This window comes from Poritiphilus flavus, from assembly GCF_009901585.1.
Lineage (GTDB): Bacteria > Bacteroidota > Bacteroidia > Flavobacteriales > Flavobacteriaceae > Poritiphilus > Poritiphilus flavus.
Genome location: NZ_WXYO01000003.1, coordinates 440,113 through 465,716 on the forward strand (window position 1 = coordinate 440,113; position 25,604 = coordinate 465,716).

A 25,604-nucleotide genomic window follows, 5' to 3' on the forward strand; every position below is an offset into this window, starting at 1 on the left:
TTATCTGAAGCATATCAATTCGTATCCAGTCATTTATGATAGAAAATATCGGCCAGAGACCAACTTTTGAACAGATCAGGAATTCCTCCGAATTTAATAACTGGTATTGGAAAAAGTCGGACCTGGTCGATATCTGTATTCAGGCAGGACTCCCTTATGGAGGCAGTAAGTTTGAATTAAGAGACCGCATATTGTTCGCCCTGGACAATCCCGGTAAAGAAGCCCCGCTAACCAAAAAGAAAAGGCCCACTTCCACATTTAACTGGGCCAGGGAAGAACTTCATTTAGATACGATAATTACGGACAGTGTAAGTTTTGGGCCCAATTTCCGGAACTTTATGAAATCCCAAATTGGTCCACAATTCAGTTGCCACTCAGACTTTATGAATTGGGTAAAGCAGCATCCCGGCAAATCTCTTGCGGATGCTGTTTTCCAATGGCATGAGCTCGAGGCCCGTAAGGAAGACCCCGATTTTAGACGTGATATAGCCAGGCATAACAATTACAACCAGTATATGAGGGACTTTCTGGATCATTATCCAGAGAAGGCCTTTAAAGATGCCGTTGCTTGCTGGAAGATGAAAAAAGAGCTGCCTGCGCCCGGAGGAAGGGTAGTATTTAGCCCCAAGGATATTGAATTGAGACCCGAGATAACATGAATAATGAACTTGGCGAAAAGGCCATAGACCGGATCATTGAAATGGCCTGGGAAGACCGCACTCCTTTTGAGGCCATTCAATATCAGTTCGGACTCCAGGAGAAAGAGGTTATCCGGCTTATGAGATCAGAACTGAAGGCCAGCAGTTTCAAATTGTGGCGGAAACGAGTGAATTCCGGAGTGAGTCAGAAACACCTGAAAAAACGTAACCCGGATATCTCTCGTTTCAAATGCAGTAGACAGCGAAGTATCACAGGAAATAAAATAAGTAAGCGATGAGTGAGCAGCTTTTCCAGGATATTGAGTTATTTCCTACGGATCTTTCTTCAATACATCAAAGGATCCGCAGCATAGATCCGCTTAAGTACGGAAGGACGAGGAATTTCATAGATGGGGCTGTAACCCATCTCTCTCCCTATATCTCAAGAGGCGTAATTTCTACCAGGCAGGTACTAGAACATGTGCTGGATAGAGGCTATTCTCCGGACAAGATTGAAAAATTTATCCAGGAACTGGCCTGGCGTGACTATTGGCAGCAGATTTGGATAGCCAAGGGAATCCAGATCAATGACGACCTGAGATCACAACAACAGAATGTAGAGAATTTTGGAATACCCTCGGCGGTGATCCTGGCCAAAACTGGAATAGAAGCCATAGACAAGGCTATTGCAGAGTTCTATGAAACCGGCTATCTGCACAATCACCTGAGAATGTACTTCGCCGCGATCTGCTGTAATGTGGGGCGCAGTCATTGGCGTATCCCGGCTAAATGGATGTACTATCATTTGTTAGACGCGGACTGGGCGAGCAATGCTTTGAGCTGGCAATGGGTAGCAGGTACTAACAGCAGGAGGAAATATGTGGCCAATCAGGAAAATATCAACAAGTATTGCTATACCGATCAAAAGGACACTTTTCTTAATATCCCATATGCGGACTTTGAAGAACTGCCCGTGCCGGAGGTGTTAAAACGAACGGAAATCCCGGAAATGCGCACGAATCTACCCGAGACTCCAGTTCCGGAACTTGACCCGGATCTTCCGTTGTGCGTGTACAATTTTTACAATCTGGATCCTGAATGGGGCACCGGGACAGCGGCGAATCGGGTGTTATTATTAGAACCCAAACACTTTCAGCAATATCCGATTTCTGATAAGACCCTGGACTTTACGCTTTCACTGGCCGAAAATATCAGGGATATCCAGGTGTTTACAGGCTCTTTTACCCAACTGAAAGAGCTTTACGGTTCCGAAGACATTCATTTTAAAGAGCATCCGCTTAACCTACATTACAGTGGCACTGAGCATACGAGAGACTGGATGTTTTCCGTTCAGGGACACTTCCAGTCGTTCTTTGCTTATTGGAAAAAGTGCCGGAAAGAGCTGAAATACCCTAAATGAAATATGGTAAGCGAACCTTGGAACAAAAAATCTGCCCGGTATGCCAGAGGCCGTTCAGCTGGCGTAAAAAATGGGCCGGTTGCTGGGATGAGGTTTTGTATTGCAGTGCGCGCTGCCGTGGAAACAAAAACAGATGAAGGCCGTTAATCTAATTTTTCCGCATCAGTTATTTAAGGATAACCCGCTGCTGGCTAACGGCCATCAGTTCTACCTTGTAGAAGAATGGTTATTCTTCAGGCAATACGCTTTTCACAAGCAGAAGTTAGCCTTTCACAGGATGAGTATGCGTTACTATGCGGAGTACCTGAAAGAAACGGGTGCCAGCGTACAATATGTAGAAGCCCGGGAGGAGATCTCGGATGTTCGCAAGCTCATTCCCTTTTTAAAAGAAAATGGGGTAGAAAAGGTCTTTTATATAGATCCCACAGATAACTGGCTGGAGAAACGCTTGCTCCAAGGCAGTGACAGTTCCGGCATACAGTTGGAGTCCTTGGGCTCTCCTTTGTTCCTGAATAGCAGGGAAGATCTCAGCAAGTTTTTCAAAAAAGACAAGAAAAAGTTCTTTCAAACTTCCTTCTACAAGTCGGAACGCGAAAAAAGAGGGATACTTATGGAGGCTGGAGGAGTACCTGCGGGAGGCAAGTGGACCTACGACGTCGACAACAGGAAGAAGTATCCAGCCAAAAAGCAACCACCTTCCGTACAATACCCGGAAGCAACCCCTTACTTTGAAGAGGCTCTGGAATACGTGGCCAGGAACTTTGCTGACAATCCTGGCCAGTTGGATTCTTTTCCCCATTACCCTCATACGCATGAACAATCCATGAACTGGTTTCATCAGTTTTTGGATTTTCGTTTTGCGGAATTCGGGCCTTATGAAGATGCCATGGTAAAGTCTCATGATATCTTACACCACAGCGTACTGACACCCATGCTTAACGTTGGTCTGCTGACCCCTCAGGAGGTGCTGGATAAGGCAATTGCCTTTGCGGAAGAGAATGACGTCCCTCTGAACTCTACCGAAGGATTTGTCCGGCAGATCATGGGTTGGAGGGAGTTTATACGGGGAATGTATGAATGCAAGGGTTCCTATGAACGCAGTTTAAATTTTTGGGGTTTTAACAGGAAGATAACCCCTGCTTTCTATACGGGTAACACAGGCATAGGACCTTTGGACGAAATTATCCGCAGGGTTTTACGAACTGGCTATTGCCATCATATTGAGCGCCTCATGGTTCTTGGCAATTTTATGCTGCTATGTGAGTTTGATCCGGATGAGGTGTATCGCTGGTTTATGGAGTTGTTCATAGATGCTTATGATTGGGTGATGGTACCAAATGTATATGGTATGAGTCAGTTTGCGGATGGTGGTTTGATGGCCACAAAACCTTATATCAGCAGTAGCAATTACATCCTTAAGATGAGTGACTTTGACAAAAGGGAATGGCAGGAGATCTGGGACGCATTGTTTTGGCGATTTATGCACGTGAACAGGGACTTTTTCTTATCCAATCCAAGGTTGGGGATGCTGGTGCGCACCTTCGACAAAATGTCTGAAGATAAAAAGAGGCAGCACCTGGAAAGGGCGGAAGCCTACCTGACCTCATTAGATACTTAATCATTAACTAGAGTTGCTATGATTAGTTTACAAACTACACGCTTGTTTTTGGATTTCGGAATGTTGGTGCTCATTTGGCTGGTGCAGCTTTCCTTTTACCCCAGGTTGCAGTACTACCCAAGGGCAGATCTGAAACGGGAACATCACAAATATACCAGGGCCATTACCCCTGTGGTCTTGCCTTTGATGACAGCACAGCTGATTGTTACGCTATGGCAGTTATATCTGAATACCGCTATCTATGAATGGGTGAGCCTGCTGCTGTTGACACTTCTTTGGGGACTTACCTTTATGGTTTTTGTACCGCTGCATCGGAAAATTGGGAGCAGGTATGTAGAAGATCATTTGCTGGAAAAACTTGTGAACTACAACTGGATGCGCACCTTTCTATGGAGTCTGTTATTCCTATATAGCTTATTTCAGTACTTATCCCTGACAAACTTCTGATATTCTAAATTTTGTTTAATCTTTAACATTTAGTATTAAACAAAATGTGTAGTTTTATCTGATTTCAAAAAGGTTTTGTTTTGAAACCTGGGAAGTCGTTGTAAAGTACAGCAATTTAGAACATACTAAAACAGAAACCGATACTATATGAACACATCAGAAGCCTTACTGGCGCCACCACAAAAGGCGTTTAGACTGATCAAAGAATTAACTCACGAAGAAATTGGCGAGAACCACCTTTCTACCGGCATTGAGACTCCGCTTAAGCCAGATGCATTTGCCTTGAGCAATACTGAAAAGAAAGAGATGATCGCCGAACTTTTTGCACAAATCATGGACGTTATGGGGTTGGACCTCAATGACGACTCTCTTAGGGGAACTCCAAAAAGGGTGGCCAAGATGTACATTGATGAGATCTTCGCCGGCCTGGACCCTGCAAATAAGCCCGTTACTGCATTATTTGATAATTCCTATCAATACAACCAGATGCTTGTTGAGAAGGACATTACGCTGCATTCGCATTGCGAACACCACTTTGTTCCTATTATTGGAAACGCCCACGTTGCTTACATTTCTTCAGGAAAGGTGATTGGGCTGTCTAAGTTGAATCGAATTGTGCAATACTACGCCGCCAGACCTCAGGTGCAGGAGCGCCTTACCCAACAAATAGGGATGGAACTTCAAAAGGTACTAAACACCAAGGACGTTGCGGTAATCATTGATGCCAAGCATATGTGCGTATCTATTCGAGGCGTAAAGGACACGGCATCATCTACAGTAACCACATTCTACGAAGGCGCTTTTAAAGATCAGGAAAAGATCAATCAGTTGCACAATCATATTTATCGATAGTATTATTAAGCTTTATTTTGTTAGTGCGAAGGAACTGGCCAGTTAGCATAAACTTGTCAGTTCGAGCGGAGTCGAGAACTAATTCGGGTTCAATCCCTGTCTCATCTCGACTGCCCGTCCGAATGCCTTGGCCGGGCGGACGCTCGATGTGACTAACAAGGAGTCCGCTGAGTCAGGCACGTTTTCGTGAAGAGACGGTCGAGAACTAGTTTGACCTCAATGTGGTCATATTGATCGCAGCTGTATCTTCTTAATTTTCAGTGACATAGCATAAACCTGTCAGTTCGAGCGGAGTCGAGAACTATTTAAACCCAATCCGGGTCATATCTCGACTCCCCGTCCAAATGCCTTGGCCTCATCCGTACCGGAGCGGGCGGGCGGGCGGACGCTCGATATGACATTAGCCCTCGAACTGACAACATTATAATTTCGTTGCCTAAACGACTTCCCCTCAAACCGCCAGGTTTTCTCATTATCTTTGAGTGATGAAGCTTAAGACCAAGTATCGCTGGCGGGTTATACTGAGCTACTGCATAGGGTGGACGTTGGCCTTCGTATTTCTGTCCATTGTCCGCGGTGTGGGTACCATGGAAATGGGGCAGCTTAAGTTCGACTTTCTATCCAGCCTCACTATCTCCTTTACCATGGGCCCGCTGATAGGCCTGATCTCAGGTTATAGCGAACTGCTGATGGAGGAGCGCATCTACAAACGGGTAACTATAGTAAAATTTCTGTTCTTCCGGCTGATCTATATGTTGGTCTTCGTATTACTCATGGTGTTGATCGCCTATGCCACTTACGACTTTTATTACGGGACAGATGTCAGCATCTGGGATTTCGCGGTAGACCGTGGGAGCGGGGCCATTTATTTCTATGTGATTACGGTGGATCTTTTTTTTAGCTTGTTGCGGCAGGTAAACCTGATGCTGGGCGAAGGCAATCTCTGGAGGTTGGTCTGGGGAAAATTCTATACCCCTAAAGAGGAAGACCGGCTGTTTATGTTCCTGGACCTGAGGTCTTCCACCACCATTGCCGAGCGCCTTGGACATATAAAGTACAGCAGACTGCTACAGGATTGTTTTAATGACATTAGTGTGGTGGTGGAGAACGAGGCTGAGATCTATCAGTATGTAGGAGACGAGGCTGTGCTTACCTGGAACGCGCCCAAGGGGCTTTTAAGGCAGAATTGCCTGGAGGCTTACTTTCGCTTTAGGGAGCGTATCCGGAAACGGGAGAAATACTACCTGGAACAGTATGATTGTGTTCCTTTTTTTAAGGCCGGCCTGCACCTTGGGCGGGTTACAGTTACCGAAGTTGGGAAGTACAAAAAAGAGATCGCCTATCACGGAGACACCATAAACACCGCCGCCCGTATACAGGCCCAATGCAATGCCTTTAACGAAGCCCTGCTGATCTCAGAACCTTTAAAAATAGCCCTGCCGGAAGGTGACTTCCAATACGAGTCACTGGGTAAGGTGCATTTAAAAGGCAAGCAAAAAGATGTCCCGGTTTATGCGGTACGGACGGGCAGTGATCCACAGGACCAGATTGCGGTCTAGTTCCTAAATTTGAAAGATGGAATTCTGGAAGACCTTTTTGTATTTATTCGGCGCCATTGGAGTGATTAACGGTATAGTGCTTTCCGTGGTACTGTTTGCTTCCAAAGCCCATAAGCTGCAGAACCGGCTGCTTGGTGCCCTTATCCTGGCTAGCTGTATCCGTATAGGGAAGAGCATCTATTTTTTCCAGGTGGGGGAGGCAGACAAGCTTATTTTACAGATAGGTCTCTCCGCTTGCATTTTTATCGGTCCCCTGGCCTATATATACTTTAAGTCGGCACGGCGGAAAACGAATACCCTTTCCAAAGCCGATGCGGCTATCCTATTGCTTTGCGGCCTTTGGGTGCTAGGAGTGGGCGTGATTTATCCCTACCGCGAATTCCCCGAAGTCTGGAACAGTTGGGGCATACGCACCATCTATGGAGTATGGTTACTGTTTACCGCATTAAGCCTGTACGAGCTTAGGGGCTTGTTCACCAAGGCGGTGAAAGAACGCGTGAAACTAGAGCGGCAGGACAAACGACTCCTGGCCATTCTGCTGGGCTATCTCTTCATCACCTTTACCTACCAATTTGCGCTCTGGATCAGTGGTTTTACCTATCTATGGGGCAGCCTCATTTTTACCTCGGCCTTTTATTACCTGATCTATATTGAGCTAGCTGGACTACTACGCCAACGGCAGCGTAAAAGCGGAAAAAATGCCCTACAGCCAGAAGATGGCAAGGCGATTCTTGAAAAAGTGGAACAGGCCATGAAAGCTCAGAAGTTGTACAGAGATCCCGCGCTGAAACTAACGGATCTGGAAAAGGCAACCGGGATTAAGGCGCACTTGCTTTCCCGGGTATTGAACGAGGTATACCCTCATGGTTTTGCCACCTATGTGAATGAGAAACGGGTTAACGAAGCCCAGAGGATGTTACTGGAAGATTCCAAGCTCAGCCTGGAAGGCATTGGGTACGAAGCCGGCTTTAACTCTAAATCTTCCTTTTACGCCGCCTTTAAGAAGATAAGCGGTTGTACCCCTGCAGAGTACAAGAACAGCCTGCATCTTTCTTAAAATGTCTTAAAAGCAGTCCGAAATTATAATGCTGCACTTCATTGCGGTCCAAAGATGCCTTTTGGGTTTTTGTTGCGGATATCTTTGACACCAAAACTTAAACCATGCAACAGATACGCCACTCGCTTTTGATCTTAAGCTTAATCTTAAACTTCAACTTATACTCACAGAGTGACAAGGAACAAATAGAAGCTGTTCTGGAGGATTTCATCGTAGGCACGGAATACAACTACCCAGACCGTATAGAGAGGGCTTTTTATCCGGAGGCCCAGATGTTCTTGCACAACGCTGCAGATACCCTGCTGCGTTTCTCCCCGGCTCAATACGCTAACTTGTATACGCGCCGCAAGCCCGGGACGCGGAATAAGCGGTATACTTCGGTTACCGCCCTGGAAATAGTGTTGGATGTGGCCTACGCCAAGCTACAGGTAAATATTCCATCTTTTGGTTACCGCTATTATGATCTGTTGCTATTGAAGCGACTGGAAGAGCAGTGGAAGATTGTAGGTAAGGTTACCTCGGCAGAGCCCATCCCCAAGACCCCTGCAGAAGCCCAAGCAAAGCCAGAAAAAGAAGTAGTGATAAGCGGACTCAAGAAACCCTGGAGTATGGCCTTTTTGAGTGAGAACGAAGTCTTGCTGGCAGAGAAAGACGGTACCTTATTACGCATAGACCTGGAGGCCAAGAGCCGGAAGGAGATAAGCGGACTACCAACGGATGTGGGAAGGGCCATTGCCATAGATACCACCGTACACCGGAATGGGATATATCCGGGTGGGGCCCATGGCAAGACTTTGGCTTTTAATGCCGGCTGGTTCCAGGTACTTTTAGACCCGGATTTTGAGGAGAACCAATACGTCTACCTTTCGTATTCCAGTATGAATGCGGAAGAGGCGGCAGCCTTAAAGGTGATTAGAGGCAAGCTGGTAGGGGACAGGTTAGAAGAGGTAGAAACCCTGTTCTTTGCCGGGCCTTATTCTCATGGGCTGTTTCATTTTGGAGGTGGGATGGTCTTTGGGCAGGACAAGAAGTTATACATCGCTACAGGCGAACGCAATTTCTACGAACACCTGAACCCCGAGATTCCTTTGGCCCAGGATGTAGCGGATAAGCGCGGCAAGATTATCCGTATCAACAGGGATGGCAGCATACCAAAAGACAACCCAGATTTTGGTCCCGGGGCCGTTAAAGGCTTATATGCTACCGGCATTCGCGCCACCCAGGGCATGATACTGGACGAAGACAGCGGGCAGATCTGGTTTAGCGAGCACGGTACCATACAAGGGGATGAACTGAACCTGCTACAGGCCGGGGCCAACTACGGCTGGCCGAACAGGACCAGCGGTAAGTACCGTACCAAAGATTACGAGCCTAAAGAGGTAGCAGGGGCCGAATATACAGACCCTGTACATTTCTGGGACCAGACGATTGCACCAACCGGCCTGGCCATTTACAGCGGAAACGAATTTGCCCAATGGGAGGGAGACATCATCCTTCCTGGATTGAGCAAAGGTAACCTGTGGCGCATAGTCTTGGAGGGCCAAACCGTAACCCATGTAGAAGAGCTATTTGTAAACGATCGGGTAAGGCTACGCAAGGCCGTTGTTTCGCCCAGGGGCAGGCTCTACCTGCTTACAGACGAAGAAGACGGCAAAATTATCCGCATTAAGAACGCCAACCACTAGCTAAACTCATAACTCTGAACTCCTAACTCTTAACTATTAGAGCGCTTTTTGCTTGCGGTAAAAGATCTTACCTACAATTTTCCATTCGCCATCTACCTTTAGGAGGTTCATATAGTCTATAAAGGAAAAGCTCGGGTAGTCTATCACCAGTTTGGCATGGGCCGCATTCCCCATAAGGTCTATGCTTTCTATTTTGGTGGTGCGGTCTTGAGCAGGTCCGGGTTTCATGCGGGAGCCGAAGAATTCCAGGGCATTTACCTCTTTGTAACCGTCTTTGGCCATAAACTTCATGGTAGCCGTTTCGTGAAAGGCCTTTTTAAGGGTCTCAAAATCGTTATTGGTCCCACCCTCCAAATAGTAATTAAGTGTAGTCTCAATTTGTTCGCGGTCTGTGTCCTGGGCTGTTGCCAGGTTTGCTGTTAGCAGTACAACTGCCAAAGTAAGAAAGATGTGTTTCATGATTTGTTCGTTTTTTTACAATGATAAAGGATGTATATAAAAATAAGGCAAAAAAAGTAGGGCAATCCGTTCGGATTTATAAAAAAGGATTTTGATCCGCCTTCGCCAAGGCTTCGGCGGACGAGGGTTGATAATTGACCGATGTTAGTTGGTAGTATGATTATTTGTCAGTTCGAGCGCACGTGTCCATCGTAACTTTAGTGAAGATGGAGTCGAGACCTATCCAGGCAGTAAACAGTCCTCCTTCGCCAAGGCTACGGCGGACAAGGGTTGATAATTGACCGATGTTAGTTGGTAGTATGATTATTTGTCAGTTCGAGCGGAGTCGAGAACTATTTAATGTTTGGATCAGTCCGGTCCTCCTTCGCTAAAGCTTCGGAGGATGCAACGTAAAGCCAAAGTACGATATACGATATGGGATATACGATTTTACATCTACCAAATCGTCCAACCGTCTAACAGTCTGACCGTCTAACAATCCAACCATCTAACCCTCCAATTCCTCAATTTCACGATTCCTCAGTTTTACATTTTTACCAATCTTCAAATTCTCGCCCTTCCCATTTATCCTCCGATAACACCACTAATTACATCGGTTTTTCTTCCCAAAGAATTTAGCTTCAGTTTTAGGCGCTATTGAATTCCAAACCCAAGGAGAAAGGAACATTTGACAATGCTTCCACATTCAGCCGCAGTCTAACAGATCCAATGATACGGAACATGAATTATAGAGCGCAGTTTATTCTAGTACTTATCACGCTATCTACCGTTTCTTACGCTCAACAACAGGAGCGACGGGGTAAATTTTTCTTCAATATAGGCCCGGAGTTCAGGATTACTCCAATTTATAACGCTGAGATATCCGGAATATCCGCACAAGCTTTTGACACCAATATGGATCTCCAAAATTCAGGTGTAGCCCTTAATGTTGGTGTTGATTATTACCTAACCGAAAAGTTTGCCCTAGGTTTCAATAACTCGTTCCGAAATGATCTGATCACCAACCAAAGCTCTAGTAATGAAGGTGTTGAAGTAGCTAATAAAGGATTATTGATCGGGTCTCATTTTAGATTGACCTATCATATTGACCTCTTCAAAAAAGGGGATTTACTTTTAGGGTTGGGCCATTCTTTGTTGAACCGAAACAGTGAATACACCGCAGTAGAATCCTTTTTTGATGAGAATGGCAATGCTGTAGGTAGCAGCTCCTCCCTGGAAAATTTCAATTACAGTGCTACGAAAATCACGGTTGGTTACGGAAATGGTAGATCCAAACTAATGTGTGGCATGTACCTCTCCAGAAATTCACCATATCTAATTTGGGGAAATTTCTTTATGGTACCATTCCTCAGTTATGGTTTTGATTTTGGGAGACTCTGAGTTTCAGTACGCAGTTGGCAGTTGGCAGCCCTCCTTCGCTAAGGCTACGGAGGATTAATAGGCAGTCCTCCTACGCCCAGGCTACGGCGGACGAGGTAAACAGTTGTGTATCTAACCAACCAATAATCTAGTCGTCTAACCATCTAACCGTCTAACCGGCTAAATAGTGATTTGTATAAGTAGGATATAATCAATGACCATAAATGCCTATATTAATTAATGATTATATTCCTTTGTTGTGTGTAATTAGGACAAATACGGCATTCCTTTTCCAGTTTCAACAAAGCTTTTGAGACTTTGAGTAACAAACCTTTCCCAAGCAGGCCAACATATTTCGTAACAATTTAATTCTGAAACAAGACCGTTATGCATAAAATTTAAAATAGTCTCGTTTTGACTTTTCTCTTCCAAATTCCATTCAACGGTGGTTCCAATCCATTCCTTTTCAATCCCATCATAACCAGTATGAATATGCTTTGCATCAATACATTGCCAAACAATTTTCGAATTCGGCTCAAATTCTGAGATTTTAAATTTCCAAAATGTTTTACCAAAACTTGTGGTAAACTCATCATCTAGTTTTGAAACAGCAGAATTGGTATTGCCCCACCATTCTTGAACTGACTGGGTTATTGCATTAAATATAGCTTTTGAATTTGCTTTAATTGAAACACTTGTTGTATAAGACATAAATTTTACTTTTAAGTTGTGCTTGCGTTTTGCAAGTACAAAGATATAAAAGCACTTGTATTATGCAAGTGCATTTTGTAACTTTGAAAAATGGAAGAACTAAAAAGAAGGTCAGATTGCCCGATAACATTATCTCTCGACATTTTCGGGGATAAATGGACCCTCTTAATTCTTCGAGATTTCATTTTTTTTGACAATCGCCATTTCAACCATTTGGTGACTATAGAAAGTATATCAACCAATATTCTTACAGATAGACTTAATAGGCTTTTAGCAAACAGAATTATTAAAAAGGAAGTTGATCCAAATAATAGGTCTGCCTATTTATATTCGTTGACAAGAAAAGGTCTTGATCTTGTTCCTATTGTAATGGATATATATCGTTGGGGTGCTAATTATACCGAAAAGAATAATGCAGAAAAAGATTTCAAAAAGAAGATAGATTTTGAATACGACAAAACGGTTGAAGAAATAAAAAATAGATTAATAACTACCCACAGCATTGTCTAAAAGTAATTGCGGTTCAAGTCATACAATAAAACTATAAACATAAAACCAAGATCAATGCAAAACCGAAAGGTTTGTGAATATAAATCCGCTACTACTCCTACACTAGACCGTTATAGTACATTTACCAAAACCAATTAATGTTTGAATTTATATTACCCCGCTGGCTCGGAAATGCTTTCCGTGTAACGTCTAACCATCCAATTGCTAAATAGTTGATCCCACCTTCGCTAAAGCTACGGCGGACAAGGGTTGATAGTTGATCGTTGATAGGTGGCGGATGGCGCATAGCGTAAAGCGTATAGCGGATATATGATGTACGATATACGATATCAGCTCTTAAAGCAATTAGAAAACAATTCAAGAAACCTTCCAGCTGTCTAACAATCCAACCGTCTAACAATCCAACCCTCTAACCCTCCAATTCCTCAATTTCACAATTCCTCTGTTTTACATTTGCTGATATTCGGTGCTTAACGCATAGCGTAAGGCGATATACTATATACGATATTCGATATACGAAGTACGATTTTACAATTTCACGATTCCTAAGTTTCACAATTTCACCATTATCTATAATTTTAGGTTATCAAATAACCCGCCATACGTAGACTGGCAGTAGTAGAGCGATGGAGTAATAGCCGAAAACATTAGCCACAATCAAAAAAGAAAAAGACATCCACATGGAAAACCGGGGCGAACAAATCGACAAAAATACGCAAGGCTTTATGGAAAATTTCGGTGGATTATCTATCGAGCAGTTGAACTGGAAACCCAACCCGGAAACATGGAGTATTGCCCAAAATATTGAACATCTGATCGTAGTCAACAAAAGCTATTTTCCGGTAATCGATTCCATACGAAAAGGAACGTATAAAACGTCATTTTTGGCAAAGTTTGGATTTATGGTTTCGTTCTTTGAGAAAACAATTCTGAAAGCAGTTCAGGCGGACAGGAAAAAGAAAATGAGAACGTTTCCGATCTGGGAACCGGCAAAAAGTGAAATCCCACCGGGGATTCTTGATAGATTTAAAGCACACCAAGCCGAATTGAAAATCCTGTTTGAAAATTCCAAAGATCTGGTTGAAAAAGGAACCATAATTTCTTCGCCCGCCAACAAAAACATAGTATACAAATTGGGAACAGCGTTTGATATCATTGTAACCCACGAAAAGCGACACCTGGCGCAATCAAAAGAAGTATATGAATTAATGAAGAATGAAGACAGCGTATAACAATTTAATTGCTAAAAAGTAAATCCCACCTTCGCTAAAGCTACGGCGGATGAATTCAGTAAACAGTAATCAGTGAACAGTAAACAGTTCCGTATCTAACCATCCCATAATCTGCTCGTCTAGCTGTCTAACAATCTAACTCTCCGATTCCTCAATTTCACGATTCCTCAGTTTTACAATTCTACTAATTTTCAAATCTGCAAATAGTCCAATTTTCAAATTGTTTCATTGCCACATTTTCAGAATAACCCATCGGACTAAGTCTGGCGGTAGCTGAGGGAACTCCACTTTTCTTCCCCATTTGTTCCTTTATTTTGCCCTATTATGAAACTGACCAGTATCATAGACAAAAAAAGTCCTTCTGACTAAATTGCCTTTTAAAATGATATTTCTTGGGTGTAGGTATCCATAAATTCTATACCAGATTCATTTTCATAAAATTCCAAATTGAATAAATGAGAACCAGTTTCTTTCTTCACGGATTGTTAATGGCAATTTCAATCCAACTGTTTTCCCAGGATTATTCACCTAAAAAAGTTGAGTTCGTATATAAAGAAGTCGAAGGTCATGAAATAAGGGCTAATATTTTCTTGCCAGGGACAAGTGGTTTACATCCTGTTGTAGTTTATTTTCATGGAGGCGGGTTTATTTTTGGGAATAGAGACCAAGGCTTAAATATTGAAATTAAAAATGGTCTATTAAAGTCCGGTTATGCTGTTGTTTCTGCTGATTACAGATTGGCTCCTGAAACCAAGCTTGAAGGCATACTAGCCGATGTACTGGATGTAATAAAATGGTTGCGTAAAAATGGTTCTCAAGAATTTAATATTGATACTGCTAAAATTGCTTCTATTGGCGGTTCTGCGGGCGGCTACTTGGCACTATCAACTGGATTTGATCAAGATCAAGCACCAAATGCCATTGTTGCCATTTCACCACCCACCGGATTTTCAACTTCCAATATCCAAATGGGCGATTTGGCCATCCTAAACCAGCCTGGACCTTACGATATTGTAAAAGACTCGATAGTTTCTTATGGTAACTATGAAAGCCGTATGCATCTATGGAGGTTCTTGGGAAGAAATGGATTAGCGTTATATGAAATCTTTGGTTTTGACCCATCAAACGATGAAAAAAGACTTGAAAAATTCAAATTAACAGATAATATAAACTCTAACTATCCGCCAACTTTGTTAATCCAAGCTGAAAACGACCATTTGGTAGCTTCAGGTGAGGTCAAGGATTTTCATAGTTTTTTAATTGGGAAAAAGGTCAGGGCAGAATTATATCTGGTTGATAATGGGCATAGCAATGAGTTGATTAAACAAAATCCACAGGCAATTGACAAAATGATAAGATTCTTAAAAAAATATATGCAATGATAGACTTTAAAGTTGCAGAAGTAAGGGATTTCTGTGAAGCAAACTCTGACCCTGAAATTATTAAGAAATACCAGCGATATTTCAAAGAGGGGTACGATGGGTATGGAATTGATGATAAAGTGTTTAAACGCCAAATTGAAATTTGGGTTGAGCAATGGAAAGACGAAATGACCATTGAGAGTTACCTTACTTTAGGCGATGAGTTAATGAAAAACGGAAGATTTGATGAAAAGCATGTTGCTATAAGCTTTTTAAAATCAAGCAGAAAGGATTTTTCAAAGGATACATTCAACCGGGTTGGCGATTGGTTTGATTATGGAATTAATAATTGGGCAACTACAGATGTACTATGCATGCTTGTTTTGTCAAGCCTATTATTTGACAAGGTTATTGACTTTAATGATTTAAAATCATGGATTGATTCTGAGTCAGAATGGAAGCGTAGAGCTATTCCTGTTGCTCTTGTCGAACTTGATAAATTAACGAAGGATTTAAACCCCAAAGAAGCAATAGAATTAGTTGCACCGTTAATGCTTGATGATTCTGAATATGTTCAAAAAGGGATAGGTACTTTATTACGTGGTTTGTGGAAAAAGCATCCATCTCAAATTGAAGATTTTTTAGTGAAGTGGAAAGACAAGTGCGGAAGATTGATCATTCAGTATTCTACGGAGAAAATGGATAAGGAACACAGAAAGAAATTTAGGAAAAGTAAATAAAGCACGACGGCACAACAATGTGTATAGTGCATAAGGGTTTCATAGGTTTTTGAGCAGCATCACCCACATCAAATTTGGTTGGTAACTTGATAGGTTTTAGCTACGCAATCCCTTACGGCAACATACATTCCCCCCGCTTGCGCGGAAATGCTTTCCGTGCCAGCGTCGAATAATCCAACAGTCTAACTCTCCAAAAGTCTAACCATCCAACCGTCCAATTTCACAGTTTCACGGTTCCTCGATTCCTCCAATTGGTCTATTGCTACATTTTCAAATTATTACATTAACGATCTCAGTATTCAAATGGCTCCTTTACCTTTTTGAACCATAGATTCTGAACCCTATCGGAGCTTACTCTAAAGCCTTCGACCGTATTTTCGATCAATTCAAATCTCAGTGTACCAAAAAACCAGGTGTTCCCGGAAAATTCACGGTCACTCAAGGGTGATAAGCTTGTAGTTTCCTGGCGCTGGTGTCTGGCAAGCAGTACACCATTTTCAATTACCAGTTCGTAGAATGTCCTTAATTCCGGACTGTAGTATATGCCTTTATATCTTTCCAACTCAGGGACATCCATACGGTACTTTATTCTTGTACCGACAGTTTCCTGACCATTATGATCAAAAGTCAAGGAATCAAAACCACCATCCTCACCTTCAGTAAAACTAATCACGGCACTGATCCTTCTTATTTGAAATTGTGCCTCGCCAAGAGTTTCCAGGGCAAAGGTTCCTTGTCCGGTTGCAGTAACGTACAGTTTCTCTTCTTTTTCATTGAACTCCATTATAAACCCTGGTCTAAGTTCAAATTTCCCTTCATACTTTTTTAAGGTCTCTTTGGGAATGGCCTTTGTTGGCTTTGAAATATTGGTACCGTTTTTTACAGATTGACTTACATTTTTATCATCTAAATAGATATCGGCTATAGCATGTGCCTTTTCATCGGCGTTTAACGACCCGTCATTTGATAGGACAATTATTGAAACCTTTTCGTCTGGAAACCTAAGAATCTGACTTCTGTACCCTGCGTCGCTTCCCCCGTGACCAACAACATGTCTGCCTTTGTATTTAGATACAATTTGGCCAAAGGCATAGTCTAGAGTATCCCCGGTTTTCAGAACGGTAGGTTGTACCAGTTTGTCAAAAACCTCTTTATCGCCTATTTCAGTATTTTCAAAGTTTATGATCCACTTGCCCAAATCCTCTATATTCGTTCGTATTCCAGTGTTGCCAACAATGTCTTTTGAATTCCGGATGCCCTTTTTATAAACGTTGCCATCGTAAAAATAGGGGCTGGAGAGGTTGGGAATAATTTTACTATAGTCCTCGAACAGTACCGTATTCGTCATTTCCAGTGGTGAAAAAACAATTTCATCCAGATATTCATGAAAGGGTTTTCCAGATGTGCGCTCAATAATTTCCGCCAGGAGCATATAGCCGGAATTATTGTAAGAGAAATCAGTTTCCGGTAAAAAATTCAATTCTTGTTGTTGGGTCAATAGTTTTAAAACGTCATTCCTGGATATCAAATCCTCTATGTCCCAACCGGCCATCCCTAAAAGGTAGGTGATACCTCTTATGCCGTGCGTATGCTGTGCCAGATTTTTTACTTTGATGGTCGCTCCAAAATCCGGTAATTCCGGAATGTATTTTCTAATATCATCCTCCAGACCCAATTTTCCCTCTTTGGCCAAATGTAATATGGCGTATGCCGTGAATTGTTTTGAATTGGAGGCGATATTAAAAAGGGTCGCCGGTGTATTCTTTATTTTGAATTCAAGATTGGCCAGGCCATAGGCTGTTTTAAGGACGATTTCCTTATCCTTTATAATGGCTACGCTTGCACCAGGGGTTTTATCACCATCCCAAGCCTTAAATAGATTGTCTATTTTCTGTTTGGTGGCATCACTAATAGGGACCGAGCCTTTAATTTCCTGGGCATTTATAAGAGTGGAAAGTGCTACAAACACCAAAGTGCAAAAGAATCTGGTAAGTGGATCGTTTTTCATTTTATTAGTGAGTTCTATCGATTACACCTTCGTTGACATGATATAATTTTGTCATTACCGTTTTATTTACCTATATCCATGACCCCTGTAGGCAAAGATGATGGTAACCTTAGTGATTATTTTATAGTCACTATATCTTAATTGGAATAAAGGTGTTTTAAAACCCATTCTTTTTTTTAGGCTCGATTTTATAGTTTAGAATAAGGCCTAGCCCTCCGAAAAGAAAAATAAAGGCAAAATAAAATACCGAGCTATCTTCAGGATTAAAAATTCGATCTACCAGATAACCCATCAAAATTCCAACTCCTATACCAACACAAAGCATACCTACTTTTAGTGTTGCCGAAGCTCTTTTGGCCTTGTTTTCAATTGAATCCGCCGTCACACCTCTTTCAATCATGGCGATTCGCTCCCTATGCCTGGACCTTAAGTAGAGAAATAAAATCCCAAAGATAGCAGCTACAAATGTTATGGGCACGATAATGTCTCCATTCATTACAATTGTTTTTTGTTCTTGCCTATGTGATGCAAGATTTTAAATTGAGGTTACAGGAATGAAGCAAAAGCTTATTTCACTTATCTTATTAAAACTGTAACGCGGTGGCGAAAACTTGCATCCAAGGAATAGAATGAGTTTTGAAAACGAAGAAGAATACATTGATAGAGCAAAGGCGGGAGACCTTATGGCATTTTCACATCTTGTTGAAAAATATAAGGAAATGGTGTATGCAGTGACCCTAAAGATTTTGGGGAACACCTTTGATGCCGAGGATATTGCCCAGGAAAGTTTCATAAAAGCCTATCAGAGCATTGCGGATTTTAATAAGCGATCCAAGTTTTCTACCTGGCTCTATACTATAACTTATAGATCTGCTCTTTACTATCTAAGAAAGAATAGAATTCCTACCCGGACAATAGACGTAAGGGACAAGGAAGAATTGTTGGCAACCACAAACACCCAGGTAGAAGATTTAAAGCTTGGGGAACAACAGGAATTCATCAAAAAGGCCATTGCAGCTTTGCCTCCTATTGAAGGGCTTTTAATAACGCTATTTTACATTGACGAAAACTCTATAGAAGAAATTAGCTCAATTACCAATCTATCCAAGACCAACATCAAAGTGAAACTATTCAGGGCTAGAAAAAAACTGAGGAAAGCACTTTCGGTGCTACTGAAGGGTGAGTCAAATTCAATACTATGATATGAAAAAAAAGGACAAGCTTCTTATACAACTTATCAGAACTGTGGAATTGGATAAACCAAGTCCGGGTTTTACAGAAGATGTGATGGACTGTCTCAGGACGGAAAATAGTTTTATCGAAGAGAAGAACACGCTTTTCGGGTATAATTTAAACAAAGATATTCTTCCTTCCCTACCAGATGATTTTTCCACTAAGACAATGCATATGCTGAGAGGTAAAGAGAAAAAAATTGTTTTTAAACCCTTACTATCTAAAAGGAACGGCAGTGTTCTTATAAGCTTTTTTTCAATCTTCTACCTTTTCCTATGGATAGACGACCTATTTTTGAATATATTCCATTATTCCGGGAGGTCACTATCTACTAAGGTGTTGTTCCAGGGTATGTTTTCTATTCCTCCCATCTTTTGGATGTGTACGGTCGCCCTGGCAATGTTACTCTGGTTGGATTACTTTATTAAAAAAGATAAATCGCCATTTTAGAAATGTATAATTCTAAATAATCCGTATCTACCGAGTTGCTTTTCCAGATTACATACCAAAACAGAATCGTACAGCGTACAGTGTAAAGCCCTCCTTCGTTAAAGCTTCGAAGGACAATAGTTGATAGTTGATGGTAGTTTGTTGATGGACAGCGCATGGCGTATCGCGATTAGCGTACAGCAGATTTACGATATTAGATATGCGATATAAGCCTTAAAGGTATTCTGTAATTACTTAAGAATTCGTTTATTCGTCTAACCGTCTAACCGTCTAACCGTCTAACCGTCTAACCGTCTAACCGTCTAACCGTCTAACCGTCTAACCGTCTAACCGTCTAACAATCCAACAGTCTGATTTCACAGTTTCACGATTCCTCAGTTTTACAATTCTACTAATTTTCAAATCTACAAATAGTCCAATTTTCAAATTGTTTCATTGCCACATTTTCAGAATAACCCACCAGACTAATTCTGGCGGTAGCGGAGGCTAACCCATAGTGTCGAGGTTATTTTTGAACAGATACTAAATCCAACCATCCAATCGTTACTTAAGTACCCAAATCAATGAATTGGCCATCAGCGGGTTGTAGTGTATATAGCACAAAAAGAACCCGTTTTAAGGCCTGAACCACGACCATGAAAAGCCTTATTTCCGTTTTTCTCTTTTTCTTCATCACAACCATGGCACATGGTCAAATGGCACATGGCTTTGAGATTGGTGCCAATCTTATGAACGCTGATTTTACCATAGATGATGAAGTTATAGACACCAAGAATGCCGTGGGTCCCAGGGCAGGTTATGTAGGGGAATTCCATCTGACCCAAAACCTTTATCTCCGGGGCGCTTTGCTTTTTATGCAGAAGGGCTTCAAATTTGCCGACGAAACCTGGGCGTTAAGCAGTTTCGATATTCCCATCAACTTTGGGAGTTCTTTTGACCTCGCCAGGGACCGTTTGCAATGGTTCCTTGATGGCGGTATCAGTACGGAATACAACGCAAGGGCCATAACCAAAATAGATGGGGAAACCGTTGAACTGGAAATCGGTAATGGTGAAGGGGAACTAAAATCCTTGTCCACCGGACTTAATCTTGGTACGGGCCTGCAATTTGCACGACTACTAAAATTCCGGGTCAGCTATTATACAGGCCTCACAAATCTTATTAACACAGAAGGTGCCGATAAGTGGAAGAACCGCTATCTCGCCTTTTCGCTGAACTTTTTATTTAGGAAATAAAGCTATGACAACCTATATCAAATTACTTCAAAAAGAGTTTCGCCAATTTGTACTTGCCTTGGTCATCCTGGGTTGTACCCAACTAACGATGGCCCACGCAATTAACGATAAGCTCGATGGAAACAAAGGGCTTTTTGCCGTACAATTTTCCTGGAACAGCGATTCCTACTCCCGTAAGGTTACCGTGGAGGTTGAATACAGAAAAGAAGGATTCTTGAAGAAGACCAAGGTCAGTGGGCAAACAGCCTTCCATGCCATCAAAAACCAGTTCATAACCCTTGAACTGAGCGATGGGGAGTATGAGTTGATGGCCGTTCGATTGATGGGTCCTGAAATTGGATACAACAAGTATTTGAAGATCCCAATGGATGGTAAGTTCACCATAAAATCTGGTCAGGTGACCAATGGCGGGTTGATTTACCTGATCAGGGAAAACAGGGAGTCCGACAAGGTCATGGCCTTGCGAATCGATAACGCAGAGGATGTTAAACGTTATGTACGAACCTATAAATCCGATTACGCCGATGCGGGGGAATCCATAGTCCCCGCGTGGAAATTTCTTGAAAATGACAAGGTTGATAAGCTGGTGGAGTCCTTTGCCAAGGTGTTGGTGGACCGTCACAGTGCCAAATTGGATACTAAAATTACTCATTTGTACGCTACCCTGGGTACGGTGATCAAAATGGAAAAGGACGCCCAGGGAAAGGTGACCGATTATGAATTGATCTCTACCCCCACTTATCAACAAATAAAGAAAATGGTCCTAAAAAAAGATCATACCATCATCTGCACCCTTGAGAATGGGAGTTTTCTCTATGGAACCGAAGGCGGCCTGGATTATATGCCATTGCCGAAAGGCCTTGAAAAAGTCCCCGATCTGGAAGTCCTTAAGAACAATCGCTTCCTATTGGTGGATGGCAATTTCAATATTTTCTCATCGGACACCTCCTTTGTCTGGAAGGTCCAGACAGACCATAGATACGAGCAAAAAAGTGCCGGACTCCTTGGTACGATCACTATTTCCTATCCCAAGGTCTATAAGGGCAAAAGGCATATCTACATCTACTCTCCGAAGGATGACAAGCACAGGATACTCCTTCAATCCACATATGAAGACCTGGATTTCAAGGCCATACCCCTGTCCAAAGACGTGAAGAAGGTGCCTATGGTCACCGAAACCCCAACGCACATTATCATAGGCCCCCATCTAAAACTCAGTGCAACAGCCAACCGGCCTGGCTATCTCTATGTAAAGGAACACGACAGTGATACCTGGATGGTAAGGGATCTGCCACGCGGCGATTGCAAACGATTTTATCCTGGCAAAGATGAATCCATTTGGTATACCGAGTGTTCTAAGAACAACTGGTTTGAGACCGGGAACGCTGGATTGAGCTGGTCCAAGTGGGAGTCAAAATCAAGTAAATAAGAATTCATAGAAGCTCTTAAAACCAAGGCTTTATGAGACCAATCAGTAGGTAGTCCTCCTTCGCCGTCGCGGTATAGTTGATGGTTAATGGTTGATAGCCTGCGAATTGCGTATAGCGATTAGCTCTCCTACGCTAGAGCTTTGGAGGATGAGATCAGTTGTCCTCCTTCGCTATAGCTTCGGAGGATGATATCAGTTGGCGGTAGGCAATGGGCAGTACTGTCAGGTCGAGCGTACGTGTCCATCGTAACTTTAGTGAAGATGGAGTCGAGACCTATTCATGAAATAAACAGTCCCGATAGCTATCGGGAGTAAACAGTTTACCAAATACATCTAATCGTCTAACAATCCAACAGTCTTTTTTCACAGTTTCACGATTCCTCAATTTTACAACTATTCCAATCTTCAAATTTTCAAATTACTACATTTTCACATTGCTTCATTGCCTCATTGCTTCATTTTCAATTCATCGATTCCTCAATTTTTCAGTTTTACCCATCTTCAATCATAAGCAACCTGATTAACTGCCTAACTAATAATAGTGATAGGGGAGTGGACCAAGAATGGAATACTCAAATAAAATATAAATCACTTTATGTGATGGTCGCATAAATGGCCGTAATGCCTAAATATAAATGCCAATTAAAAAAGTTAAATTAGTATTACTTGTATAACGGATATGATCAATAATCGCATATCTCGCTTGTACGACATTTAAAAACAGCTTGTTATGAGAAAAATAATTTTGGGGCTTGCCGTTAGTTTAGATGGATTTATTGAAGGTCCTAATGGGGAGTATGATTGGTGCTTTACTGACCAGGATTACGGTCTTTCGGACTTCTTTAAACGAGTGGACACAGTATTTATTGGTAGAAAAACTTACCAGATGACATTAGAAATGAGCAACAAAGGCGGTAGTGGTTTTCCGAAATTCAAAGAATACATTTTTTCTACTACACTTGATAAGGTAAAGGAAGGAGCGATACTGATTAAAGAAGATATAAAAACTGAAGTCTCAAAAATTAAGAAGGAAGAGGGTAAAGATATTTGGTTATTTGGTGGTGCAGGATTAACTACTTCATTAATGAACTTAGACTTAATCGATGAGGTTTCATTAGCAGTTCATCCCATTTTACTTGGCGGAGGCAAACCACTGTTCAAAAACATTAAAAGAAAATCGCTTAGCCTTGTTGACACGAAAACATACTCTACCGGACTTGTCTCTTTAACATACACAACATCAAATCTTTAATTTTAAAAGTTTTGCAAGCCTGCTATAGGAAATGTTTTCCGCACAACCGTCAATACCTCTAATAGTCTAAACGTCTAGCAATCTAATCGTCTAACGATCCAATTCCTCAATTTCACAGTTTCACGATTCCTCAGTTTTACATTTGTTTAGAGTCAGCGTACGGCGTACGGCGTACGGCGTAAAGCGTATAGCGCACAACGGATATACGATATACAATATTAGATGTACGATATCGGCCTTAAATGGATTCAGTAACAATTCAAGAAATCGTCTAACAATCCAACCGTCTAACCATCTAACCCTCCAATTCCTCAGTTTCACGATTCCTCAATTTCACAATTCTACCAATTTTCAAATTGCCACATCTTCAAATCGTCTAATTATCTAACAATCCAATAGTCTAACTCTCCAATTCCTCAGTTTCACAGTTTCACGGAGCTGTGTTTGACATCAATTAATTGCGCACCAGATCAGTTCCAGCGACAGTGTAAGCCTTTTCCGAAAACACAACAAATAATTGCTTAACTTTATAGATAATGGGTATATGATATCGATCATTCTTTGACCCATGGCTTCTGGGTAGCTTTTGACAGAAAAATACATAGAACTATATACTGTTTAATCATGCGAAAAATGCCGACTCAGTTGTTTTTTGTTGTACTATTTCTGGTATCAACTTCCGTTCTATCCCAACAACCTGACTATTTCATAGGAAAGATCAAGGACTCCGAAACACAGGAGCCTATAGCCTTTGCCAGTATTCGAATAAAGGATCGCGCTTTAGGCGTAATTTCGAATCTCGATGGAAGTTTTAAAATTCCTTTTAAGTATAAAGAGTACGGGGATATTATTGAGATATCCTCTATGGGATATCAGACACAAGAGATCCCAATCCAAAATTTTTCGGTCGACTACCTGAATACGATAAGACTGCTTCCGGCGATTTTAGAATTGAACGAAGCCGTAGTAATTGCCGGAAAGCAAAAGAAGTATACAGCCAGGCAAATCGTACGCAAGGCCATACGGTCTATACCTGAGAATTACCCGGTAGAACCTTTTTCCACCGTTGGCTATTATCGCGATTACCAATTGGACAGTATGCAATATGTGAATCTCAACGAGGCTATATTGGAAGTGTTTGATGAAGGCTTTGATGCCATGGATTCCACTACAACCAAAGTTAAGATCTTCGACTATCTGGAGAATACTGATTTTAAGCGGGATACTTTGGCTTCGAGCTCGTACAACTATGAATTCGAAGAAGGTCGGAAGGTTATCGATAAGGCTTTTTTAGCGTCCCATGGCGGTAATGAATTTACCATTTTAAGGGTTCATGACGCTTTGCGCAATTATGAAGTTGGTTCTTACTCTTTCGTACATCGCCTTAAATATGATCTGCTGTCTGAACATAAGTTCAGGAAAGGGCCTGATACGTATCTGGATAACGAACCTATTTATACCATTGCCTTTGCCAAACAACTTCCAGACTATAGTGCGCAAGGCACCATGTATATTTCAAAAATAAATTTCGCCGTCTACAAGATGGAGTATACAGTGTATGATCTTAAAAAAGAATTACCGGATGGTAATTTGAACAAGCATAGAACAAAAGACCAACCGATTTTTGAGATTATCAAGGAATATCGCCCTGAAAATGACAAGATGTACCTCAATTACATTTCTTTTCATAACACCTTTCAAATCTGGGATCCCCCAAAGTTTGTATTGGACTCTACGAATATAGAAACCCACTTAGGACGTTTTGTGATGTCTTTTAGTCGACCGCCCAACGTACAGGAGGCTTTGAACGCGGGTAATTATACCCTGAAATACAAAGGTGAAGAATTAAGTTTCAAACGAATTTATCTTGATACCACCGACATAAGCAGAAGAACTGTTGTAATGGTTCCCAGGATGTACCCTCACAAGGCGGCCGATATGTTTAGAACTATTCGGGCGAGGGGCCTTAAAGGCCCTTTGGACCCCTTGTTTTTTAGCTCAGAAGTTCACAATATTCACGATGTGTACGGCAATCTAATTAACGAATGGACTTCCAGGGATTACGATCAGTTTCGGGAATATTTTGTACAAGAAATAAAAACGAAAATAGATGCTCCGCCGGATGGTCCATTTATGGATAAGCGAAGGCCAATTTTCCAGGACCAACCCATTATTAAACCGGATAATTTTGACCATTATTGGATGAATACTCCGCTTAAAAATGCTGAAAACAAAGGGCAGTTCAGTGGACGAATCCAGTATACTGTTTACAGTAAACAGTAACGCGCTGGAGCGGAAATGTTTTCCACGCTAAGGTCTTACTATCTAACCGTCCAACCATCTAACTAT

25 protein-coding genes are annotated in these 25,604 nt (G+C 41.9%); 21 read left to right on the forward strand and 4 right to left on the reverse strand.

Annotated elements, in window-relative coordinates:
• The first annotated feature begins 35 nt into the window (after nt 1–35).
• From GTQ38_RS08950 to GTQ38_RS08995, 10 genes are all read left to right on the forward strand, one after another.
• Nucleotides 36–659, forward strand: a complete 624-nt coding sequence (locus tag GTQ38_RS08950) for a DUF6434 domain-containing protein (protein ID WP_161435152.1) — start codon at nt 36–38, stop codon at nt 657–659.
• The gene (locus tag GTQ38_RS08955) at nt 656–937 is read left to right on the forward strand and encodes a TIGR03643 family protein (RefSeq protein ID WP_161435153.1); all 282 of its coding nucleotides are present in this window, start codon (nt 656–658) and stop codon (nt 935–937) included. Before GTQ38_RS08950 ends, GTQ38_RS08955 begins: the two co-directional genes overlap by 4 nt.
• A complete protein-coding gene (locus GTQ38_RS08960; RefSeq protein WP_161435154.1) occupies nt 934–2,058 on the forward strand; it encodes an FAD-binding domain-containing protein in 1,125 nt (374 codons plus the stop codon). Before GTQ38_RS08955 ends, GTQ38_RS08960 begins: the two co-directional genes overlap by 4 nt.
• Nucleotides 2,055–2,195, forward strand: coding sequence for a DUF2256 domain-containing protein (locus GTQ38_RS08965; protein ID WP_161435155.1), 141 nt, complete (start codon nt 2,055–2,057; stop codon nt 2,193–2,195). The genes GTQ38_RS08960 and GTQ38_RS08965 overlap by 4 nt, the downstream gene beginning before the upstream one ends.
• Nucleotides 2,192–3,676 carry a cryptochrome/photolyase family protein gene (locus tag GTQ38_RS08970; RefSeq protein WP_161435156.1) on the forward strand — a complete coding sequence of 495 codons (1,485 nt, stop codon included), beginning with the start codon at nt 2,192–2,194 and terminating at the stop codon, nt 3,674–3,676. Before GTQ38_RS08965 ends, GTQ38_RS08970 begins: the two co-directional genes overlap by 4 nt.
• Nucleotides 3,677–3,694: 18 nt before the next feature.
• Complete coding sequence (locus tag GTQ38_RS08975) at nt 3,695–4,123, forward strand: hypothetical protein (RefSeq protein ID WP_161435157.1); 429 nt, start codon at nt 3,695–3,697, stop codon at nt 4,121–4,123.
• 147 nt (nt 4,124–4,270) lie between these two features.
• Entirely contained in the window at nt 4,271–4,975 is a 705-nt protein-coding gene (gene folE / locus GTQ38_RS08980; RefSeq protein ID WP_161435158.1) for a GTP cyclohydrolase I FolE, read from the forward strand.
• 485 nt (nt 4,976–5,460) lie between these two features.
• Nucleotides 5,461–6,534, forward strand: a complete 1,074-nt coding sequence (locus tag GTQ38_RS08985) for an adenylate/guanylate cyclase domain-containing protein (protein ID WP_161435159.1) — start codon at nt 5,461–5,463, stop codon at nt 6,532–6,534.
• A gap of 16 nt (nt 6,535–6,550) precedes the next feature.
• Nucleotides 6,551–7,591 carry an AraC family transcriptional regulator gene (locus GTQ38_RS08990; protein WP_161435160.1) on the forward strand — a complete coding sequence of 347 codons (1,041 nt, stop codon included), beginning with the start codon at nt 6,551–6,553 and terminating at the stop codon, nt 7,589–7,591.
• 104 nt (nt 7,592–7,695) lie between these two features.
• Nucleotides 7,696–9,276 (forward strand): PQQ-dependent sugar dehydrogenase, encoded by a 1,581-nt coding sequence (locus GTQ38_RS08995; RefSeq protein WP_161435161.1) that lies wholly within the window; start codon nt 7,696–7,698, stop codon nt 9,274–9,276.
• Nucleotides 9,277–9,312: 36 nt separating this feature from the next.
• Here GTQ38_RS08995 and GTQ38_RS09000 read toward each other — a convergent pair whose 3' ends face one another.
• Entirely contained in the window at nt 9,313–9,735 is a 423-nt protein-coding gene (locus GTQ38_RS09000) for a nuclear transport factor 2 family protein (protein WP_161435162.1), read from the reverse strand.
• 720 nt (nt 9,736–10,455) lie between these two features.
• Here GTQ38_RS09000 and GTQ38_RS09005 point away from each other — a divergent pair.
• Nucleotides 10,456–11,115 carry a hypothetical protein gene (locus GTQ38_RS09005; RefSeq protein ID WP_161435163.1) on the forward strand — a complete coding sequence of 220 codons (660 nt, stop codon included), beginning with the start codon at nt 10,456–10,458 and terminating at the stop codon, nt 11,113–11,115.
• Between the two features lie 246 nt (nt 11,116–11,361).
• Here GTQ38_RS09005 and GTQ38_RS09010 read toward each other — a convergent pair whose 3' ends face one another.
• Complete coding sequence (locus GTQ38_RS09010; RefSeq protein WP_161435164.1) at nt 11,362–11,805, reverse strand: SRPBCC family protein; 444 nt, start codon at nt 11,803–11,805, stop codon at nt 11,362–11,364.
• 90 nt (nt 11,806–11,895) lie between these two features.
• Here GTQ38_RS09010 and GTQ38_RS09015 point away from each other — a divergent pair, with 90 nt between their 5' ends.
• The 4 genes from GTQ38_RS09015 to GTQ38_RS09030 all read left to right on the forward strand — a co-directional run bounded on the left by GTQ38_RS09015 (nt 11,896) and on the right by GTQ38_RS09030 (nt 15,648).
• Entirely contained in the window at nt 11,896–12,315 is a 420-nt protein-coding gene (locus GTQ38_RS09015; protein WP_161435165.1) for a winged helix-turn-helix transcriptional regulator, read from the forward strand.
• A 680-nt stretch (nt 12,316–12,995) separates the two neighbouring features.
• Nucleotides 12,996–13,547, forward strand: coding sequence for a DinB family protein (locus GTQ38_RS09020; RefSeq protein ID WP_161435166.1), 552 nt, complete (start codon nt 12,996–12,998; stop codon nt 13,545–13,547).
• Between the two features lie 455 nt (nt 13,548–14,002).
• Nucleotides 14,003–14,929, forward strand: coding sequence for an alpha/beta hydrolase (locus tag GTQ38_RS09025; RefSeq protein WP_161435167.1), 927 nt, complete (start codon nt 14,003–14,005; stop codon nt 14,927–14,929).
• A complete protein-coding gene (locus GTQ38_RS09030; protein WP_161435168.1) occupies nt 14,926–15,648 on the forward strand; it encodes a DNA alkylation repair protein in 723 nt (240 codons plus the stop codon). Before GTQ38_RS09025 ends, GTQ38_RS09030 begins: the two co-directional genes overlap by 4 nt.
• 292 nt (nt 15,649–15,940) lie before the next feature.
• Here the strand turns inward: GTQ38_RS09030 and GTQ38_RS09035 are convergent, their stop codons facing one another.
• Both GTQ38_RS09035 and GTQ38_RS09040 read right to left on the reverse strand, forming a co-directional pair.
• Complete coding sequence (locus tag GTQ38_RS09035) at nt 15,941–17,656, reverse strand: serine hydrolase domain-containing protein (RefSeq protein ID WP_161435169.1); 1,716 nt, start codon at nt 17,654–17,656, stop codon at nt 15,941–15,943.
• A gap of 157 nt (nt 17,657–17,813) precedes the next feature.
• Nucleotides 17,814–18,152 (reverse strand): DUF6249 domain-containing protein, encoded by a 339-nt coding sequence (locus tag GTQ38_RS09040; protein WP_161435170.1) that lies wholly within the window; start codon nt 18,150–18,152, stop codon nt 17,814–17,816.
• A gap of 133 nt (nt 18,153–18,285) precedes the next feature.
• Between GTQ38_RS09040 and GTQ38_RS09045 the strand changes: the two genes are divergently transcribed.
• From GTQ38_RS09045 to GTQ38_RS09070, 6 genes are all read left to right on the forward strand, one after another.
• The gene (locus tag GTQ38_RS09045; protein WP_161435171.1) at nt 18,286–18,858 is read left to right on the forward strand and encodes an RNA polymerase sigma factor; all 573 of its coding nucleotides are present in this window, start codon (nt 18,286–18,288) and stop codon (nt 18,856–18,858) included.
• Nucleotide 18,859: 1 nt separating this feature from the next.
• Nucleotides 18,860–19,339, forward strand: a complete 480-nt coding sequence (locus GTQ38_RS09050; protein WP_161435172.1) for a hypothetical protein — start codon at nt 18,860–18,862, stop codon at nt 19,337–19,339.
• A 635-nt stretch (nt 19,340–19,974) separates the two neighbouring features.
• Nucleotides 19,975–20,574, forward strand: coding sequence for an outer membrane beta-barrel protein (locus tag GTQ38_RS09055; protein WP_161435173.1), 600 nt, complete (start codon nt 19,975–19,977; stop codon nt 20,572–20,574).
• A 4-nt stretch (nt 20,575–20,578) separates the two neighbouring features.
• Nucleotides 20,579–22,003, forward strand: a complete 1,425-nt coding sequence (locus GTQ38_RS09060) for a hypothetical protein (RefSeq protein ID WP_161435174.1) — start codon at nt 20,579–20,581, stop codon at nt 22,001–22,003.
• 730 nt (nt 22,004–22,733) lie between these two features.
• Nucleotides 22,734–23,255 carry a dihydrofolate reductase family protein gene (locus tag GTQ38_RS09065; protein ID WP_161435175.1) on the forward strand — a complete coding sequence of 174 codons (522 nt, stop codon included), beginning with the start codon at nt 22,734–22,736 and terminating at the stop codon, nt 23,253–23,255.
• 624 nt (nt 23,256–23,879) lie between these two features.
• The gene (locus GTQ38_RS09070) at nt 23,880–25,538 is read left to right on the forward strand and encodes a carboxypeptidase-like regulatory domain-containing protein (RefSeq protein WP_161435176.1); all 1,659 of its coding nucleotides are present in this window, start codon (nt 23,880–23,882) and stop codon (nt 25,536–25,538) included.
• Nucleotides 25,539–25,604 lie beyond the last annotated feature (66 nt).

Coding starts and splice junctions, on each gene's coding strand:
- GTQ38_RS09050 (WP_161435172.1), top strand. CDS start 18,860: ATGAAAAAAAAGGACAAGCTTCTTATACAACTTATCAGAACTGTGGAA.
- GTQ38_RS08985 (WP_161435159.1), top strand. CDS start 5,461: ATGAAGCTTAAGACCAAGTATCGCTGGCGGGTTATACTGAGCTACTGC.
- GTQ38_RS09020 (WP_161435166.1), top strand. CDS start 12,996: ATGGAAAACCGGGGCGAACAAATCGACAAAAATACGCAAGGCTTTATG.
- GTQ38_RS08995 (WP_161435161.1), top strand. CDS start 7,696: ATGCAACAGATACGCCACTCGCTTTTGATCTTAAGCTTAATCTTAAAC.
- GTQ38_RS09045 (WP_161435171.1), top strand. CDS start 18,286: ATGAGTTTTGAAAACGAAGAAGAATACATTGATAGAGCAAAGGCGGGA.
- GTQ38_RS08990 (WP_161435160.1), top strand. CDS start 6,551: ATGGAATTCTGGAAGACCTTTTTGTATTTATTCGGCGCCATTGGAGTG.
- GTQ38_RS09005 (WP_161435163.1), top strand. CDS start 10,456: ATGAATTATAGAGCGCAGTTTATTCTAGTACTTATCACGCTATCTACC.
- GTQ38_RS09025 (WP_161435167.1), top strand. CDS start 14,003: ATGAGAACCAGTTTCTTTCTTCACGGATTGTTAATGGCAATTTCAATC.
- GTQ38_RS09060 (WP_161435174.1), top strand. CDS start 20,579: ATGACAACCTATATCAAATTACTTCAAAAAGAGTTTCGCCAATTTGTA.
- GTQ38_RS09030 (WP_161435168.1), top strand. CDS start 14,926: ATGATAGACTTTAAAGTTGCAGAAGTAAGGGATTTCTGTGAAGCAAAC.
- GTQ38_RS09010 (WP_161435164.1), bottom strand. CDS start 11,805: ATGTCTTATACAACAAGTGTTTCAATTAAAGCAAATTCAAAAGCTATA.
- GTQ38_RS08975 (WP_161435157.1), top strand. CDS start 3,695: ATGATTAGTTTACAAACTACACGCTTGTTTTTGGATTTCGGAATGTTG.
- GTQ38_RS09055 (WP_161435173.1), top strand. CDS start 19,975: ATGAAAAGCCTTATTTCCGTTTTTCTCTTTTTCTTCATCACAACCATG.
- GTQ38_RS08960 (WP_161435154.1), top strand. CDS start 934: ATGAGTGAGCAGCTTTTCCAGGATATTGAGTTATTTCCTACGGATCTT.
- GTQ38_RS08950 (WP_161435152.1), top strand. CDS start 36: ATGATAGAAAATATCGGCCAGAGACCAACTTTTGAACAGATCAGGAAT.
- GTQ38_RS08955 (WP_161435153.1), top strand. CDS start 656: ATGAATAATGAACTTGGCGAAAAGGCCATAGACCGGATCATTGAAATG.
- GTQ38_RS08970 (WP_161435156.1), top strand. CDS start 2,192: ATGAAGGCCGTTAATCTAATTTTTCCGCATCAGTTATTTAAGGATAAC.
- GTQ38_RS09015 (WP_161435165.1), top strand. CDS start 11,896: ATGGAAGAACTAAAAAGAAGGTCAGATTGCCCGATAACATTATCTCTC.
- GTQ38_RS09070 (WP_161435176.1), top strand. CDS start 23,880: ATGCGAAAAATGCCGACTCAGTTGTTTTTTGTTGTACTATTTCTGGTA.
- GTQ38_RS09035 (WP_161435169.1), bottom strand. CDS start 17,656: ATGAAAAACGATCCACTTACCAGATTCTTTTGCACTTTGGTGTTTGTA.
- GTQ38_RS09000 (WP_161435162.1), bottom strand. CDS start 9,735: ATGAAACACATCTTTCTTACTTTGGCAGTTGTACTGCTAACAGCAAAC.
- GTQ38_RS08965 (WP_161435155.1), top strand. CDS start 2,055: ATGAAATATGGTAAGCGAACCTTGGAACAAAAAATCTGCCCGGTATGC.
- folE (WP_161435158.1), top strand. CDS start 4,271: ATGAACACATCAGAAGCCTTACTGGCGCCACCACAAAAGGCGTTTAGA.
- GTQ38_RS09065 (WP_161435175.1), top strand. CDS start 22,734: ATGAGAAAAATAATTTTGGGGCTTGCCGTTAGTTTAGATGGATTTATT.
- GTQ38_RS09040 (WP_161435170.1), bottom strand. CDS start 18,152: ATGAATGGAGACATTATCGTGCCCATAACATTTGTAGCTGCTATCTTT.